General features: G+C 49.5%; 13 protein-coding genes. 3 read left to right on the top strand and 10 right to left on the bottom strand.

The features are described from left to right. Positions 1-32 precede the first annotated feature (32 nt). Positions 33-530, bottom strand: a complete 498-nt coding sequence (locus ACXAGQ_RS02235; protein WP_475239221.1) for a peptidylprolyl isomerase — start codon at positions 528-530, stop codon at positions 33-35. Between the two features lie 319 nt (positions 531-849). Between ACXAGQ_RS02235 and cysS the strand changes: the two genes are divergently transcribed. Further along, complete coding sequence (gene cysS / locus ACXAGQ_RS02230; RefSeq protein WP_475251461.1) at positions 850-2,232, top strand: cysteine--tRNA ligase; 1,383 nt, start codon at positions 850-852, stop codon at positions 2,230-2,232. Between the two features lie 221 nt (positions 2,233-2,453). Continuing rightward, on the top strand, positions 2,454-3,536 hold the full coding sequence (gene glpQ / locus ACXAGQ_RS02225) for a glycerophosphodiester phosphodiesterase (RefSeq protein WP_475251459.1): 1,083 nt from the start codon (positions 2,454-2,456) through the stop codon (positions 3,534-3,536). 96 nt (positions 3,537-3,632) lie between these two features. Here the strand turns inward: glpQ and ACXAGQ_RS02220 are convergent, their stop codons facing one another. Continuing rightward, the gene (locus ACXAGQ_RS02220; protein ID WP_475251457.1) at positions 3,633-4,451 is read right to left on the bottom strand and encodes an ion transporter; all 819 of its coding nucleotides are present in this window, start codon (positions 4,449-4,451) and stop codon (positions 3,633-3,635) included. 178 nt (positions 4,452-4,629) lie between these two features. Beyond that, a complete protein-coding gene (locus ACXAGQ_RS02215; protein ID WP_475251455.1) occupies positions 4,630-5,268 on the bottom strand; it encodes a YchE family NAAT transporter in 639 nt (212 codons plus the stop codon). Between the two features lie 710 nt (positions 5,269-5,978). Here ACXAGQ_RS02215 and adhE point away from each other — a divergent pair. Further along, complete coding sequence (gene adhE, locus ACXAGQ_RS02210; RefSeq protein ID WP_044622835.1) at positions 5,979-8,678, top strand: bifunctional acetaldehyde-CoA/alcohol dehydrogenase; 2,700 nt, start codon at positions 5,979-5,981, stop codon at positions 8,676-8,678. Positions 8,679-8,787: 109 nt separating this feature from the next. Here adhE and ACXAGQ_RS02205 read toward each other — a convergent pair whose 3' ends face one another. The 7 genes from ACXAGQ_RS02205 to cmoB all read right to left on the bottom strand — a co-directional run bounded on the left by ACXAGQ_RS02205 (position 8,788) and on the right by cmoB (position 16,015). Further along, on the bottom strand, positions 8,788-9,474 hold the full coding sequence (locus ACXAGQ_RS02205) for an SDR family oxidoreductase (RefSeq protein ID WP_475251453.1): 687 nt from the start codon (positions 9,472-9,474) through the stop codon (positions 8,788-8,790). 289 nt (positions 9,475-9,763) lie between these two features. Continuing rightward, positions 9,764-10,270, bottom strand: coding sequence for a VC2046/SO_2500 family protein (locus tag ACXAGQ_RS02200; RefSeq protein ID WP_475251451.1), 507 nt, complete (start codon positions 10,268-10,270; stop codon positions 9,764-9,766). A gap of 97 nt (positions 10,271-10,367) precedes the next feature. Then, positions 10,368-11,567: a MalY/PatB family protein gene (locus tag ACXAGQ_RS02195; protein ID WP_475251449.1), complete on the bottom strand. Its 1,200-nt coding sequence runs from the start codon at positions 11,565-11,567 to the stop codon at positions 10,368-10,370. A gap of 111 nt (positions 11,568-11,678) precedes the next feature. Continuing rightward, positions 11,679-12,647, bottom strand: a complete 969-nt coding sequence (locus ACXAGQ_RS02190) for an alpha-L-glutamate ligase-like protein (protein ID WP_475242715.1) — start codon at positions 12,645-12,647, stop codon at positions 11,679-11,681. A 9-nt stretch (positions 12,648-12,656) separates the two neighbouring features. After that, positions 12,657-14,162, bottom strand: a complete 1,506-nt coding sequence (locus tag ACXAGQ_RS02185; RefSeq protein ID WP_475251447.1) for an inactive transglutaminase family protein — start codon at positions 14,160-14,162, stop codon at positions 12,657-12,659. Between the two features lie 20 nt (positions 14,163-14,182). Continuing rightward, on the bottom strand, positions 14,183-14,950 hold the full coding sequence (locus tag ACXAGQ_RS02180) for an ATP-dependent zinc protease family protein (protein WP_475251445.1): 768 nt from the start codon (positions 14,948-14,950) through the stop codon (positions 14,183-14,185). A gap of 90 nt (positions 14,951-15,040) precedes the next feature. Further along, entirely contained in the window at positions 15,041-16,015 is a 975-nt protein-coding gene (gene cmoB, locus ACXAGQ_RS02175) for a tRNA 5-methoxyuridine(34)/uridine 5-oxyacetic acid(34) synthase CmoB (protein WP_475254642.1), read from the bottom strand. Positions 16,016-16,023 lie beyond the last annotated feature (8 nt).

The raw sequence follows: 16,023 nt of genomic DNA, 5'->3' as shown, positions 1-16,023 counted from the left end.
AGGGTGGCACAACGGCCACCCTTTGTGAAGCATTACTCTTCGATAGTCACGTTGTTGATAACAACTTCTTCTACCGGTACGTCCTGGTGAACGTAGCCCCAGTTGCCAGTTGCAACGGCTTTGATCTTGTTCACTACGTCCATGCCTTCAACCACTTCAGCAAACACGCAGTAACCCCAACCGTCAGGTGTTTCTGATTTGAAGTCCAAGAATTTGTTGTCGTTCACGTTGATGAAGAACTGAGAGCTCGCTGAATGCGGTTCCATAGTACGCGCCATAGCCAGTGTACCCACTTTATTGCTTAGGCCGTTGCTAGCTTCATTTTTGATTGGTGCACGAGTTTCTTTTTCTTCCATGCCAGAAGCCATACCGCCGCCCTGGATCATGAAACCATCGATAACGCGGTGGAACAAAGTACCGTTGTAGAAACCGTCACGGCAGTACTGTAGGAAGTTTGCACAGGTCTCTGGTGCTTTTTCAGTGTTTAGTTGGATTTTGATGTCACCAAAAGTAGTGTGAAGCGTTACCATGAGCTTGTCCTTTAAATAGGTGTATATTGCTTTAAACGTTGGATTCTATCTTACCCAACATAGGCGTCAATATTAACTGTTGCCGACGGCAAACTCTGTGATATATAGGCGAAATATTGACCTTTTGCTTAACTATAGAATAAGTGTGAAGGCTTGGCACCATGGACGTTCGTCGTAGAGGCAGAGTGATGGCGGCAGGATCCCTAGCGATATTGTTGCAGAATCGTCCCGAAGGCGTGATTTTCCTTGCCATAGGCGGCCAATAAAGGTGTAATTACTTTCTTGAATTGTAACCCCACCAAATGAGTATCGAAGAGACATGTTGAAGATCTATAACTCACTGACAAGACAAAAAGAGGAATTTAAACCCATCCAGCCAGGTAAAGTTGGCATGTATGTCTGTGGGGTTACCATTTACGATCTCTGTCACATCGGCCATGGTCGTACGTTTGTGTCATTCGATGTGGTTTCTCGCTACCTGCGTTACTCGGGTTACGATCTGACTTTTGTTCGTAACATTACTGATATCGATGACAAGATCATCAAGCGTGCAGCGGAAAATGGCGAAAGCTGTGATTCACTGACCGAGCGCTTGATCGGCGAAATGCACGCTGACTTCGATGCACTTGGCATGAAGCGTCCGGATATCGAGCCGCGTGCGACGGAATTTATTGCTGAAATTATCGCAATGTGTGAGCGTCTGATTGAGCGCGGCTTCGCTTACGTAGCGGACAATGGCGACGTGATGTTCGAAGTGAGCAAGTTTGACGAATACGGCAAGCTGTCTAAGCAAGACCTTGACCAGCTTCAGGCCGGTGCCCGCGTTGATATCGAAACAGCCAAGCGTAGCCCGCTTGATTTCGTGCTTTGGAAGATGTCTAAGCCGGGTGAGCCAACGTGGGAGTCACCATGGGGTGCAGGTCGTCCGGGCTGGCACATCGAATGTTCTGCAATGAACTCGGCTATCCTGGGTGATCACTTCGACATTCACGGCGGTGGTTCTGATCTGCAGTTCCCGCACCACGAGAATGAAATTGCTCAGTCTTGCTGTGCAACTGGCTCCCAGTACGTGAATACTTGGATGCACAGCGGCATGGTAATGGTTGACCGCGAGAAGATGTCCAAATCGCTGGGTAACTTCTTCACTATCCGTGATGTACTGGGTTACTTCGATGCTGAAACCGTGCGTTACTTCCTGATGTCTGGCCACTACCGTAGCCAGCTGAACTACAGCGAAGATAACCTTAAGCAGGCTCGTTCAGCGCTTGAGCGTCTGTACACGTCACTACGTGGTCTTGATACTTCGGTTGCTGCTGCCGGTGGCGATGAGTTTATCGCACGTTTCAAAGAAGCAATGAACGATGATTTCAACACCCCAGAAGCTTACTCTGTGCTGTTTGACATGGCTCGTGAGATCAACCGCCTGAAAGCGGAAGATATCAATGCCGCTTCTGCACTGGGTGCGCGCATGCGTGAGTTGGCTGATGTACTTGGCCTGTTGGCGCAAGAGCCGGAAGCCTTCCTGCAAGGTGGCGCAGGCGAAGATGAAGACGTCGCGGAAATCGAAGCACTTATCCAACAGCGTCTTGATGCCCGTGCTGCGAAAGACTGGGCTGCGGCTGATGAAGCTCGCGACAAGCTGACCGCGATGGGTATCATCCTGGAAGACGGCCCTCAAGGTACGACTTGGCGCCGTAAGTAAAGAATAACTTTCTTTGAAATAAATGAGCCGGAGTGAAAACTCCGGCTTTTTTTATGTCTTATAATCAAAAATCACACCAAGATCACCATTCGAAACTAATACGTTCAATTTCGAGCGTTGTTGATCACACATAACGAAAGTCATGCTGCTGAAATATTAGCGAATCATTATTATGCTTATACAAAACAACACAATAACAACGTATGGACTAGGACATAATAATGAAAACAGCTTGCCTTGCTGCCGTAATAGGCAGTGCCCTACTTGCTTCCCCAAGCTTTGCCCAAACCAGCGCGACTGACACACAGGCAGATAAAGTGGTAGTTGCTCACCGTGGTGCTTCCGGCTACCTGCCTGAGCACACACTGGCAGCAAAAGCATTGGCTTATGCCATGAAGCCAGATTACATCGAGCAGGATGTGGTCATGACCAAGGATGATAGGTTGGTCGTGCTGCATGATCACTACCTTGACCGTGTTACCAACGTTGCCGAGGTGTTCCCAGATCGCGCCCGTAAAGATGGCCGCTACTACGCCATTGATTTTACTCTGGCTGAAATTAAGCAGCTGAGCGTAACAGAAGGTTTTAAGCTCGAAGAGGGTAAGCAAGTGCAGGGCTTCCCTGAGCGCTTCCCGATGTGGCAGTCAGATTTCAAGGTGCCGACCTTTGAAGAAGAGATTGAAATGATCCATGGCCTGAATAAAACCTTGGGTTATGACATCGGTATCTATCCAGAAATCAAAGCGCCATGGTTCCACCGCCATGAAGGTAAAGACATCAGTGCCGCAGTACTCAAGGTACTCAAGCAATACGGCTATACCAGCAAAGACAGCAAAGTGTATTTGCAGACATTCGACTTCAATGAGCTCAAGCGAATTCATGATGAGCTGATGCCGGCGATGGGAATGGATGTCAAACTGGTTCAGTTGATGGCTTACACCGATTGGAACGAAACCATGGAATACGGCAAGGACGGCAATGCGACGCCTTACAGCTATGACTGGATGTTCGAGCCTAACGGCATGGAAATGGTCGGCAAGTATGCCGATGGTATCGGCCCTTGGAAGCCGATGGTGGTGTCCGATGAGTCAACCAAAGGCAATATCAAGCTGACGGGCTTGGTCAAGGCTGCCCATGAGGCGGGCATGCAGGTCCACCCTTATACCTTTCGCTCAGATGAGGGGCGTATCCCAGCCTATGCCAGTGACTTTAACGACATGCTAGATATTTTCTACAACACTGCCGATGTTGATGGTGTGTTTACCGATTTCCCTGATAAAGCGGTGAACTTCCTACACAACTAGCGTGAGCGATTAACACGTCGATGAGATTTGAAAACGGCACCCACATTGGGGGCCGTTTTGTTATGCGGTGCGCTTAGTCGTAATTACCCCTGAGCCTCAGAGGTGCTCAGGTAACTCGGTGCCGCATTTCTTGCAGAAATTGGCATCACTTTCATGACCGCTGGCCGAGCAATTGGTACAGCGGGTCAGTTCACGCTGTGTTCTCATTTCCTGGCTGAGTTCGGCGGTAATGATCCCGGTGGGTACTGCCAATATGGAGTAACCCAGCAGCATGGTAAAAGAAGCAATGGCTTTGCCGAGGTCGGTCTGCGGCACGATATCGCCATAGCCAACGGTGGTAATGGTGACGATGGCCCAGTAGATACTGGTGGGGATGCTGGTGAAGCCGTTGTCCGGCCCTTCGACGATATACAGCAGTGAGCCCAGAACGGTTACCAATATCGCCACCGTGCTGAAGAAAACCAAGATCTTGCGCTGTGCCATGAGCAGGGAGCGTAGCAAGATATTGGAGTCTTTGAGGAAGCGGGCAAGCTTGAGGATCCGGAAAATCCGCATGACACGGATAAGTCTTACGATAAGCAGGTAATTCGAACCCGGGAACAAGAAAGCCAGATAGCTTGGCAATACCGCAATAAGATCGATGACACCATAGAAGCTACGTGCATAGGCCCAGGGTTTGGGGGAGCAGTACAGGCGTAAGATATACTCGATGGTAAAAAGCAGGGTAAAGACCCACTCCAGCACGGTCAGTGCTTCGCTGTATTTGAAATCGACAGAGCGGATGGTCGACATGATCAACACGACTTCAGAGCAGAGGATGGCTACTATCAGTGCAATATCGAAATTCCGGCCGGCTTTGGTTTGGGTGCCGAAGATGATCTGGTAAAGGCGTTGTTTACGGGTCAGGGTAACCAAAGCAATCAATTCCAAGTGATTAAGTTAAGTGTATAAATAATAAACCAAATTGTTTACAGATGACACTGAGTCTGCCTGCAAAGGGCTTTACAGCGCAGGCTAAGGATTAATAAGAAGAGATAGAAATGAATAATGGCCGGTGAAGCATCCGGCCATTTGAAAGGGGAGGTTGGGTGAGTTAAGCGAGGCCCGGGAACAGGGCCCGCAGACCGTTGGCGATGAACTCGATACCCAATGCCGCCAGAATCAAACCCATAATACGGGTGATGACGTTGATGCCAGTCTGTCCGAGGAAGCGCACGATGATTGGTGCGGCACGGAATAGCAGCCAACAACAAAACGCGAAAGCAACGATGGTCAGAGCAATGCCAACCGTGCTGCTCATTCCCGGGTAACGAGAGCCGTAGACAATAGTCGAACTGATGGCACCAGGGCCAGCCATCAATGGCATGGCCAGTGGAACAACACCTATCTGTTCACGGCTAATGGATTCGGACTTTTCCTGCTTGTTCTGTTTATCCTCACCCAACTTACCGCTCATCATCGAAAAGGCGATAGTCAACAGCAGTAGACCACCGGCGACACGGAATGAGTCGAGGGAAATACTGAACATATCCAGCAAGAGCTGGCCAGCAAGAAGCGACACAGTCAGGATAACAGCAACGGCCACGTTGGCTGTCAGGGCAGTTTTGTTACGTTCTTCCGGGCTCATATGGCCTGTCAACGAGACAAAGATAGGCATAATCCCAATCGGGTTGACGGCTGCAATCAGACCGACGAAAAATTGCAGAAAAATGGCTAATTCAAATGGTTGCATATGGGGTTTAGTGCTAATTATGGGAGTTTAAAGCCCAACAGGAACTCAGTGTAGCCAAAGGTCGGGAAAATTGCGTGACGGGAAAATGCGGCTTAGTCAGCAAGGCTTGTTCTTCCAATGATCTAACCTTCGATTAAAACAGTATAAACCTGTTGATCGGCGATACTTTAAGCCAAACGTTTGTATTTCACCAATTAAAAATAGTTATATCTTTCCCTATTTAAAGTTATTTATGAATATCTTGTTGCGGTGGTGTAAAACCGCCTGGTATGGGTTACTCTTTGATGAGTGAATCGCGTGCTACATTAATGAAACAAAACTGAATGATGACGCTCAGAAAACTGTGATTTGGCTCTCGTTATGACGCATATATGACAAATTGTGTAGCTTTATTACGTAATATTATGGCTTGATGTTCATGTGATTTAGCTTCACTTCGATGCACTTCAAGCGATCTGGTCACAAATCAATCGCTTAGGTTATTGTTTTTGGGTGATATGCGTCAAAAAATAACAAAGTGTAACTCTAAATGGTTACAAGTGATCTAAATCAATTTTTTTCGCGGTGTGAAAGAATATAATCAGTTTTGAAAGCAATTTACTAAGTATGTGTGTTACCGGTTTTTTCGAGCAGGATGGCTCCCGGATAACCTCCAAGGATGTGAACGCATCCTTACTAAAAAGTTTTCAATCTTAAGTTAGGAGTTAACTATGCCTGTTACTAATATGGCTGAACTAGATGCAATGGTTGCACGCGTTAAAGCGGCTCAGAAAGAGTTTGCGACTTACTCTCAGGAGCAAGTGGACAAAATCTTCCGTGCTGCATCTCTAGCGGCTAACCAAGCACGTATTCCTCTAGCGCAACAAGCGGTAGAAGAGTCAGGTATGGGTATCGTTGAAGATAAGGTTATCAAAAACCATTTCGCTTCAGAATTTATCTACAACAAATACAAAGATGAGCAGACCTGTGGCATCCTAGAAGAGGATGACAACCTAGGTACTATGACTATCGCAGAGCCAGTGGGCATCATCTGTGGTATCGTACCAACCACAAACCCAACCTCTACTGCTATCTTCAAATCTCTAATCTCTCTAAAAACCCGTAACGGTATCATCTTCTCACCACACCCACGTGCGAAGAACTCTACTAACGATGCAGCTAAATTGGTTCTAGAAGCGGCTATCGCAGCTGGTGCACCAAAAGACATCATCGGTTGGATTGACCAGCCATCTGTAGAGCTTTCTAACGCACTGATGAAGCATGACGACATCGCACTTATCCTTGCGACTGGTGGTCCAGGCATGGTTAAAGCTGCTTACTCTTCTGGTAAGCCAGCAATCGGTGTAGGTGCGGGTAACGTTCCTGTTGTTATCGACGAAACTGCAGACGTTAAGCGTGCTGTTGCTTCTATCCTGATGTCTAAGACTTTTGATAACGGCGTAGTTTGTGCTTCTGAGCAGGCTGCAATCGTTGTTGACGAAGTATACGACGAAGTGAAAGAGCGTTTCGCTTCTCACAAAGCTTACGTTCTATCTAAGGCAGAAGCTGAGAAAGTACGTAAAGTACTGCTTATCGATGGCAACCTAAACGCGAAAATCGTAGGCCAGCCAGCTCCAGCTATCGCTGAAATGGCAGGCGTTAAAGTTCCAGCTGACACCAAAGTACTTGTAGGTGAAGGTCTGGGTAAAGTGTCTTACGACGATGCATTCGCTCACGAGAAACTATCTCCAACTCTAGGTCTATTCCGCGCTGACAACTTCGAAGACGCTGTTGCTCAGGCTGTGACTATGGTTGAGATTGGTGGTATCGGCCACACATCTGGTCTTTACACTAACCAAGACGTGAATGCAGACCGCATCCGCTACTTCGGTGACAAGCTGAAGACTGCACGTATTCTTGTAAACATCCCTACTACCCACGGTGGTATCGGTGACCTGTACAACTTCAACGTTGCACCGTCTCTAACACTGGGTTGTGGTTCATGGGGTGGTAACTCTATCTCTGAGAACGTAGGTCCTAAGCACCTTATCAACAAGAAAACTGTAGCTAAGCGAGCTGAAAACATGTTGTGGCACAAACTACCTAAGTCAATCTACTTCCGTCGTGGTAGCCTGCCAATCGCGCTTGGCGACCTAGAAGGCAAGAAACGTGCATTCCTTGTAACTGACCGTTTCCTATTCAACAACGGTTACGCTGATGAGGTAGTTAAGCTACTTAAAGCTCAGGGCATTGAAGTTCAAGTATTCTTCGATGTAGAAGCCGATCCTACTCTATCTGTTGTAGAGAAAGGTGCAGCTGCAATGCAAAGCTTCCAGCCAGACGTTATCCTAGCGCTTGGTGGTGGTTCACCAATGGATGCTGCGAAGATCATGTGGGTAATGTACGAGCACCCAGAAACGCACTTCGAAGAACTAGCAATGCGCTTTATGGATATCCGTAAGCGTATCTACAAGTTCCCGAAAATGGGTAAGAAAGCAGAACTAGTATGTATCACTACTACTTCTGGTACAGGTTCTGAAGTAACTCCATTTGCGGTTGTTACCGATGACAAAACTGGTGCTAAGTACCCTCTAGCGGATTACGAGCTGACTCCACAAATGGCTATCGTTGATGCCAACCTTGTGATGAACATGCCTAAGTCGCTAACAGCGTTCGGTGGTTACGATGCAGTAACTCACGCCCTAGAAGCTTACGTATCTGTTCTTGCGAACGAATACTCTGACGGCCAGGCTCTACAAGCTCTTAAGATGCTTAAAGAGTACCTACCTTCAAGCTACGCGAACGGTGCTAACGACCCAATCGCACGTGAGAAAGTACACAACGCAGCAACTATCGCCGGTATCGCGTTTGCTAACGCCTTCCTAGGTGTTTGTCACTCAATGGCGCACAAAGTTGGTGCTGAGTTCCACGTACCTCACGGTCTAGCGAACGCTCTACTAATCTCTAACGTTGTTCGTTACAACGCGAACGACAACCCAACTAAGCAGACTGCTTTCTCTCAGTACGACCGTCCACAAGCACGCCGTCGTTATGCAGAAGTTGCTGACCACCTAGGCCTATCTCAGGAAGGTGACCGCACTGCACAGAAGATTGAGCGTCTACTAGCATGGTTGGATGAGCTAAAAGTTAACCTAGAAATCCCAATGTCTATCCAGGCTGCGGGTGTTGCTGAGTCTGACTTCCTTGCGAAGCTTGATGAGCTAGCGGTTGAAGCGTTCGATGACCAGTGTACTGGTGCGAACCCACGCTACCCTCTAATTGCTGAGCTAAAAGAAGTACTACTAGCTTCTTACTACGGTAAGGCGTTTGTTGAAGGTGAAACTTTCGAAGGCACAACGGTCATCAAGAAAAAAGAAGACCAGGAAGCTGTGAAAGCACCAAAAGCTAAAAAAGAGAAAGCTGAAGCTTAATCATTGTTTAGCTAGCGCACTTTAGACTACCTATTTAGCCCGCCATTTTGGCGGGCTTTTTTCGTTTAGCGCTTATGTAAAAAGAAAAAGTGATGGGGATAGAGGGAGTTCAGCTGACTTCTGCCTCAATCATCCTGCCGTTGAAATAATCATTGGCAACAATGTACTCGGCGCTGCGGGCGATTTCGTATTGCAGAGGGGAGCTGAGCTTATGGTGGTGGCTATTGCAAGGGCACTCGATAGTAAGTGGCACCACGCCGCCAACGCGGATATTGAACTCTGCCAACTCTTTGGCCCAGCTCTGGGTTAAGCCCGAAACAATGGCTTTGGAGCCAGAATGGACTGAGGTGTGCAAACAGTCTTCATTGGCAGCCAGGTTGATGATAACCCCATGGCAGTTATGATCCCGCATGTAATGGGCGGTTTGTTTGCCGAAGGTAAAGAAAGGGGTCGCTTTTTCATTCATCGAGCGGCTGAACTGGTCGACTGAAGAAGGGCTCAATAACGAAGGCAGGGCAGAATCGACCCAACAGTTCACCAGTACTTCTATTTTGCCAAAGTGCTGGTGGATGTTATTGATGAGGGTGCCGATGGTAAGCTCGCTCTGGTCTGGAATCAAATAGGATTGGCAAGATGCCCCTACCGCTTGGCAAGCTTGCAGAGTATGTCCCAAGGCATGCTGGCGTTCATCAACCAAGGCCAGTTTTGCCCCCAGGGAGGCAAAATGGAGCGATAGGGCTTTGCCCAATGGGCTACCTGCCGCGGTGATGATAATGACTGAATGTGCGATATTCATAGCTCTTCCTATATTAGGCTGCCGACACATTGTTACTGTCAAAAAGCCAACTTACAAATCATAGACTTAGGTTACTCAGTCCCACTGAGGCTGTCTGTGAATAATCCCCCAAACTTGCACCCCAGCATTAAAATGTTAGTGAACTGTGATCACTGTGCAGCATAAAGGTGACAAAGCTATGAAGGCGGTCACGAAATTAAATTTGTAATGATAATCATATCAACGTAATAACTAGAAAATTGGCTCATTTTGACTTCATAATTAGGCAAAATCACTAAATTGAGCGAGATCAGATCCCGTACATTTCGGCAAAACGCTTGGCTTGTACCAATGACAGGTAAAGATCCTGGGGGGATGCCTTGATGGTAGCATCCTCGGTGGGTGGCAACAGGCGGCGTTCATGGCCTGACAGGTTGTGGTAAACCTCTTCTGGCATGCCTTTGGTTCCCTGTGGCGGGTAGGTGAGCGGGGTTGGTTTTAGACTATCGAGCAGGCGGGCATCGGCTAAGCCGCTTTCATGAAAAGCTTGGGCTTGCAGGGCGGCATTCTGGTAACTGCTTTCTGTGGTTGATAGCGGCTGTGGGGCGGGTAATTCGAAATAAGCACGCAGCTCACTTTCTGTTTTTCCTGCGGCAGGCAGCGCATCAACTGGCGTGGTTTCTAGCTGCTCGGGAGAGAGCAGGGCCAGCATCAGGGCAAAATCAGCACGACGCCCGCCTTCAACCGCATGGCTGAGCTGGCTGCCTAGCTGAACTTCATTGATCAGCTGCGCTTTGTCGAGTGAGTGAATTTGCATTAAGTGCTGTACCGAGAAACCAAATCAGTGTGATGGGATCTGTATCGGTACAGCTTCTAATATCTTTAATAAAAAAAGAGCGATAGCGAGCAACTGGCTACTGTTTAGCCATTTGTTCCTGTTCTAATGCTGTAATAGCCTTTTCCATTCTGTTGAGTGCCTCCAATAATGTTTGATGGCGACAGGCAAAGTTGAGCCTGACAAAACCGGGATCACCGAAATCTGCGCCGGGCGACAGTCCCACACCCGCTTGTTCAAAAAACTTAAAGGGAGACGCGACAGGCATAGCGCTTGCGTCAATCCATGCTAGATACGTCCCTTCAATAGGATGGAGAGTGAGGTAGGACATGCTATTGATAGCCTGTTCAACTGTGGCTTTGTTTTGCCTCAGATAAGTAAGCTGCCGGTCGAGCCAAGGCTGGCCGTGTTGATAGGCAGCTTGGGCGGCAGTATAGGCTAGCACGTTAACGTCAGGTACGATGCCGGCTTTAGCCCGGATAAACTCGCGCCGTAATGCCGGGTTGGGAATAATTGCCATAGAGGCGCCGAGCCCGGCAATGTTGAAGGTCTTGCTAGGTGCGATCAATGTGATTGAGCGCTGTGCAGCATCCTCATTGAGGCTGGCAAAGGGGATATGCCGGCAGCCAGGCTCAAGTAGCAAGTCACTATGAATCTCATCGGAGCAAACAATTAAGTCCTGCTGCTTGGCAAAATCAGCAACCGCTTCCAGTTCATCCCTGCGGTATACCGTACCGCCCGGATTGAGCGGGTTGCAGAACAACAGCAGCCTCGTATCGGGCTGCAAAGCCTTGTCGTCCAGCGCCATCAGCCAGCGCTGATCTTCAAGCACCACCGGTAATTTGCTCAAGGGGCGCTTGGCCAGCTTGGCCGACGATTTGAACGGCGGGTAGATAGGGCTTGGGCTGGCAACACCTTGTCCCTCGCCACAAACAGAGCGGACCGCGAGGTTGATACCACAAACCAGCCCTGGCAGGTAGACAATCCACTCCGGTTCGATGTGCCACTGATAGAGGCGCTGCATCCGCTCGGCAATGAGCTCGGTCAGTGCCTTAGGAGCACTGCCATAGCCAAAAATACCGTGGTCAACATGGCTATGTAGGGCATCAGTAATGGCTTGCGGCACTTTGAAGTCGCTGTCGGCAACCCACATCGGCAAGATATCCTGCCCTTGGTACTTCTTCCATTTGATACTGTTGCTGCGGCTGCGGTCGATGTGCTGATCAAACAAGGGATCGGTCTGAGGGTGAGTTGAATTATCTGATTTAGCGGGCTGCATGAAGAATCCTTTGCGCAAGTGAATTAGCCTATTATTGCCACGTAGCAGCTGAATAAAAAAGCCCCAGTACAAGATTGGGGCTTACATCACGATAGGCTAGTGATACTGGCGCTAGAACTTTGATTTTACACCAAATTGATCTGCCGCGTAGGCGACTCGCTCTTCCGGTGTCGGTGGCTTGGATGGCACACCCAGGTTTTCGATATGCTGCAGGCGAGGCAGTAGGCCGGCGCCATTGGCGGTCTGGATAGCCAAGCCCGGTCGGGCATTGAGCTCGAGTACCATAGGGCCATAAACCTTATCCAGAACCATATCAGTCCCCATGTAACCCAAGCCGGTCATCTCCCACGCACTAGAGGCGAGAGTAAGCAGCTTGTGCCAATTGGGTACCGCTAGTTCACTCAGCAGTCGGTCGGTATCTGGGTGGCGCTCCACCGGTTGGTCGAACTGAACGGCTCTGATAGCTTTGCCGGTGGCAATATCAATACCTACGCCTACCGCACCCTGGTGCAAGTTGGCCTTACCGTCAGAGGCGGCGGTCGAGCAGCGCATCATCGCCATCACAGGGTAGCCCTTGAAGACAATAACCCGTACATCCGGCACACCTTCGTAACTGAAGCCATCGAACACATCGTCAAACTGGATCAGGTTTTCAACCATTGCCACATCGTTTTTGCCACCCAGCGAGAACAGTCCTGCCAGGGTGTTGGTGATGTGTCGCTCGACATCCTGCTTGTTCATCTCGGCACCGGACGGTTTTACATACACGCCATCCTTGTGCTTAACCACAACCAGAATGCCTTTACCGCCAGAGCCCTGAGCAGGTTTGATAACAAAACCCGGCCAGTCTTTGACCATGTCATGAACGCGCTTAACGTATACCTGGCTGTCGATAACGCCAATCAGTTCCGGAACCGTAGCCCCGGCTTGCTTGGCAATCAACTTGGTTTTGAGCTTGTCATCAACCAGTGGATAAAGGCTTCGGTCGTTATAGCGACCGATGTAGCTGTGGTTGCGCTGGTTCATTCCCATGATCCCGCGCTCGCGCAGCTTGAACGGGGACGTAAACTGTGAAAACAGTGACATAGTTTAGTCCTCCGCTAATGGCTTGAAGCGGCGTAGCTCACTCAAACGGTAGCCGGTGTAGTTACCCAGCATTAGGATCAGTGCCAAAATAATCAGCTGGATACCGATAAAGTTAAAGGTCAGGTGACGGATCAATGGGTTAGTCATCGCAAGGTATACGAATACCGCAGTAAGCAGCGAGCCGCCCCCCTGGATCAATACTTCTTTCGCCCCTTCCTCTTCCCATAGGATGGACATACGCTCGATGGTCCACGATAGGATGATCATCGGGAAGAAGGTAATGGTTAGACCCTCAACCAAGCCAATCTTGAAGGCAACAACGGTGAAGACCGAGATAATCATGATAACCGTGATGATCACCGCGGAAATCCTGGCTACCAGCAACAGGTTGAGCTTGGAGAGGTAACTACGGATCACCAAACCTGTGCCGACAATCAGCAGGAAGCCGAGAATACCGGTGATCAGCTGGGTCTGGACAAATGCGACCGCGATAAGGACTGGCATGAAGGTACCGGAGGTTTTCAAGCCGACAATAATCCGCAGGAATACCACGATCAGGGCACCGATTGGAACCAGCATGATGGTTTTGAACATCGCTTGTTCTTCAACCGGCAGGCTGTGGATCGAGAAGTTCAGCAGGTCTTCAGCCTGGACTTTCTCGCGAGTTGCCTGCTGCGGGGTGATGTCCTGGGCAATGATCGAGAAACTGATGTTGGAGTTGCGACCACCGATGACATCCAGCAGCGAGTGGCCTTGCTGGTTCCAAAGCAGGATATTGTCTGGTTTGCCTTCCTGGCCGGTTTGTAGGTCAAACAGCTCCCAAACGGTGCCATTCCACACTTCAACCATCGGGGTGATGCTCTGGCGACGGCGGCCATCTTCGAGCTGCAGGCCGCCAACGATGCGGGCGTGAATTTTCTCTAGCGATAGCAAGTTGATAATCGCTTGCTCGCGACTCAGGCTATTGAGCAACAAGGCCGCATTCTGGTTGTTGCGGTCGTTGAACTGCTTGATAAGCTCTCGGGTCAGGGTGACATTGTCGGAAGACAGGCTGCGGGCTTGGTCAAGCAGGGCAGTAGCTGCAGTCTGCTGTGGGTTGTCTAGGCTGACTGCAACCGTATCGCCCTTAGGCGGCATCATATTGTAGCTCGCCTGGTCGTCAACCAGCATCTGGGTTTTGTAGTACAGGATCTGCTTGCCGGTCGCTTCGCGGATAGACCATTCAGCGCGGCGGCCTTTGTTGGTATCAATCAGAGCGACGCCATAACCCGGGGATGAGGTACTCTCATCAATCTGGGTAAACCCCTGTTGGGTTTCCGGCGCAGCCATGGACACTTTGACCGGGTCACCGATGGCATCGAATTCGATCCGTGCCTCGAGTTCCCAAAGCGCGCGCTCTTCACCCGGCGTCCATGGCACCCCGTAGACATCGTGGCGGTACATACTCAGTGCCGCCCCTGCGATGACTAGTAGGGTAATAAGAAAATAAAACGGGATTCTTGATGTCATGACGTCCTCATCATTTGTTATTAGTTTTGTTGTACTTGTTGTTCATTCATTCCCTGAACAAACTTTTTACCTACGTCAACAAGCGCTATGTCTTTGAAAAACTCTCGCCCTAATAATACTGGATAGGTCATTTGTGTGCGATCTGCCAAAGTAAATTGTGCTTTTTCATGAAGCTGGCCGAGTTTTACCCATGCTTCAATCACTGGTCGGCGATTTACACCATTCGCACTGGCCTGACGGATCTTGACCCAGCGAACCACTGGCGCCTCGACAATATCTGCCTCGCTCGGGTTTTCATCCGACGTATGGTTCATGTTAAAGCGTGCCCACTCTTTGCCATCACGCTCGAAAATCTGGATGTTGGTGGCACTAACCGATGAAGTCGTTGCGCCAGTATCAACTCGGGCTTTGTAAAAGCTCTGGGTCGCGTCCAGCCATACCCACTCTTCTTCACCCAGAATCACCTTGCCGTGGGCAACGCGCGGATCGTTATCAACGATAACAGGGATAGGAGTCGCCTCTTCTTCCTCTTCGGTGTAAGTCAGCAGGGCAGAATCCGTATAGCGCTGGCTCATATCATCCGACAGGGTAGATATTTGCTTCTCTAACTTGTCAATATTAGCGTTTTGGTCATCAATTTGTTTGATCATTGTTGCAAGCTGGAAATTTACACGATCTTCCATGACGTTAATCGCTTGCATAGTTTGCTCATGGTCTTGTTGTGGCTGGGTAAGGCTACAGCCTGAAAGGATGGCAAAGGTCAGTAATGGTACAAAGCGGCGAAGCATTATATCTCCCGGAGGTACTTCTAATTTTTTCTTAGGCGGCAATATTTTAACTTACAAAAAGGGATGCGAACAGCACCCCCTTGTCAGTAGTTAGTCAGGATTTCGTGCAATTAGCACGGCACGCTTAGGTGCTGGGTATCCTTCGACCGTTTTCGATGGGTCGTTAGGGTCCAAATATTCCGGTAGGGAATTATTGGTCATCCAGCCTGTCGAGCGCTGTTCGTCAGTGGTGGTGACGCATTCATCGACAATCTTCACATCAACAAGGCCACATTTTTCCATCCATACCTTCAGCGCTTTGGCTGACGGGAAGAAGTAGACATTGTGCATCTGGGCGTAGCGGTGGGTCGGCACCAGTACATCGTTCTCGTCACCGTCAATCACCAGGGTTTCCAAGATCATTTCGCCGTCTTTGCGTAGCTGGTTCTTGAGTTGGATGATGTGATCAAGCGGTGAGCGGCGGTGGTATAGCACACCCATCGAGAATACCGTATCGAAAGCCTTCAGCTCGGGTAGCTGTTCGATCCCCAGCGGCAGCAAGTAAGCGCGATCGTCCATGCCCATCAGGCGTTTGATGGCCTCGAATTGGATCAGGAACAGGTTTGACGGGTCGATACCGACAGTTAGCTTGGCTTCTTCACCCAGCATGCGCCACATGTGATAACCGTTACCACAGCCGACATCCAGCACCGTACGGCCTTTCAGCGGGGAAATATGCGGCAGTACGCGATCCCATTTCCAGTCTGAACGCCACTCGGTATCGATATTAATACCGTGCATTTCATAAGGACCTTTACGCCATGGGTGCAGCAAACGCAGCAGGCTCTCTAGGCGCTTTTGCTCACCTTCGGCAATACCGTCTTCATTGCGTACGCTTACCGCATTTTTCAGGTCGATAATGTCGGGCTTGTCGGTTGGGAATTTCTTCAGGGCTCGCATCCAGCGTCCCATGTCACCGTGGGCTTGGTCTTCCCAGTCATTCAGCTGCTGAGGCAGGGTATTTAGCCACGGGCGCAATGTTTCATGCTGGGCGAGGAGCTGATAAAACTCAGCAAAAGTAAAGATAGACATTA

It is taken from the genome of Photobacterium sp. ABD4_091 (assembly GCF_056160145.1).
The sequence above is the reverse complement of the archived record's forward strand: the minus strand, read 5'-3'. Positions and strand labels throughout refer to the sequence as shown.

Coding starts and splice junctions, on each gene's coding strand:
- ACXAGQ_RS02235 (WP_475239221.1), bottom strand. CDS start 530: ATGGTAACGCTTCACACTACTTTTGGTGACATCAAAATCCAACTAAAC.
- cysS (WP_475251461.1), top strand. CDS start 850: ATGTTGAAGATCTATAACTCACTGACAAGACAAAAAGAGGAATTTAAA.
- glpQ (WP_475251459.1), top strand. CDS start 2,454: ATGAAAACAGCTTGCCTTGCTGCCGTAATAGGCAGTGCCCTACTTGCT.
- ACXAGQ_RS02215 (WP_475251455.1), bottom strand. CDS start 5,268: ATGCAACCATTTGAATTAGCCATTTTTCTGCAATTTTTCGTCGGTCTG.
- adhE (WP_044622835.1), top strand. CDS start 5,979: ATGCCTGTTACTAATATGGCTGAACTAGATGCAATGGTTGCACGCGTT.
- ACXAGQ_RS02205 (WP_475251453.1), bottom strand. CDS start 9,474: ATGAATATCGCACATTCAGTCATTATCATCACCGCGGCAGGTAGCCCA.
- ACXAGQ_RS02200 (WP_475251451.1), bottom strand. CDS start 10,270: ATGCAAATTCACTCACTCGACAAAGCGCAGCTGATCAATGAAGTTCAG.
- ACXAGQ_RS02195 (WP_475251449.1), bottom strand. CDS start 11,567: ATGCAGCCCGCTAAATCAGATAATTCAACTCACCCTCAGACCGATCCC.
- ACXAGQ_RS02185 (WP_475251447.1), bottom strand. CDS start 14,162: ATGACATCAAGAATCCCGTTTTATTTTCTTATTACCCTACTAGTCATC.
- ACXAGQ_RS02180 (WP_475251445.1), bottom strand. CDS start 14,950: ATGCTTCGCCGCTTTGTACCATTACTGACCTTTGCCATCCTTTCAGGC.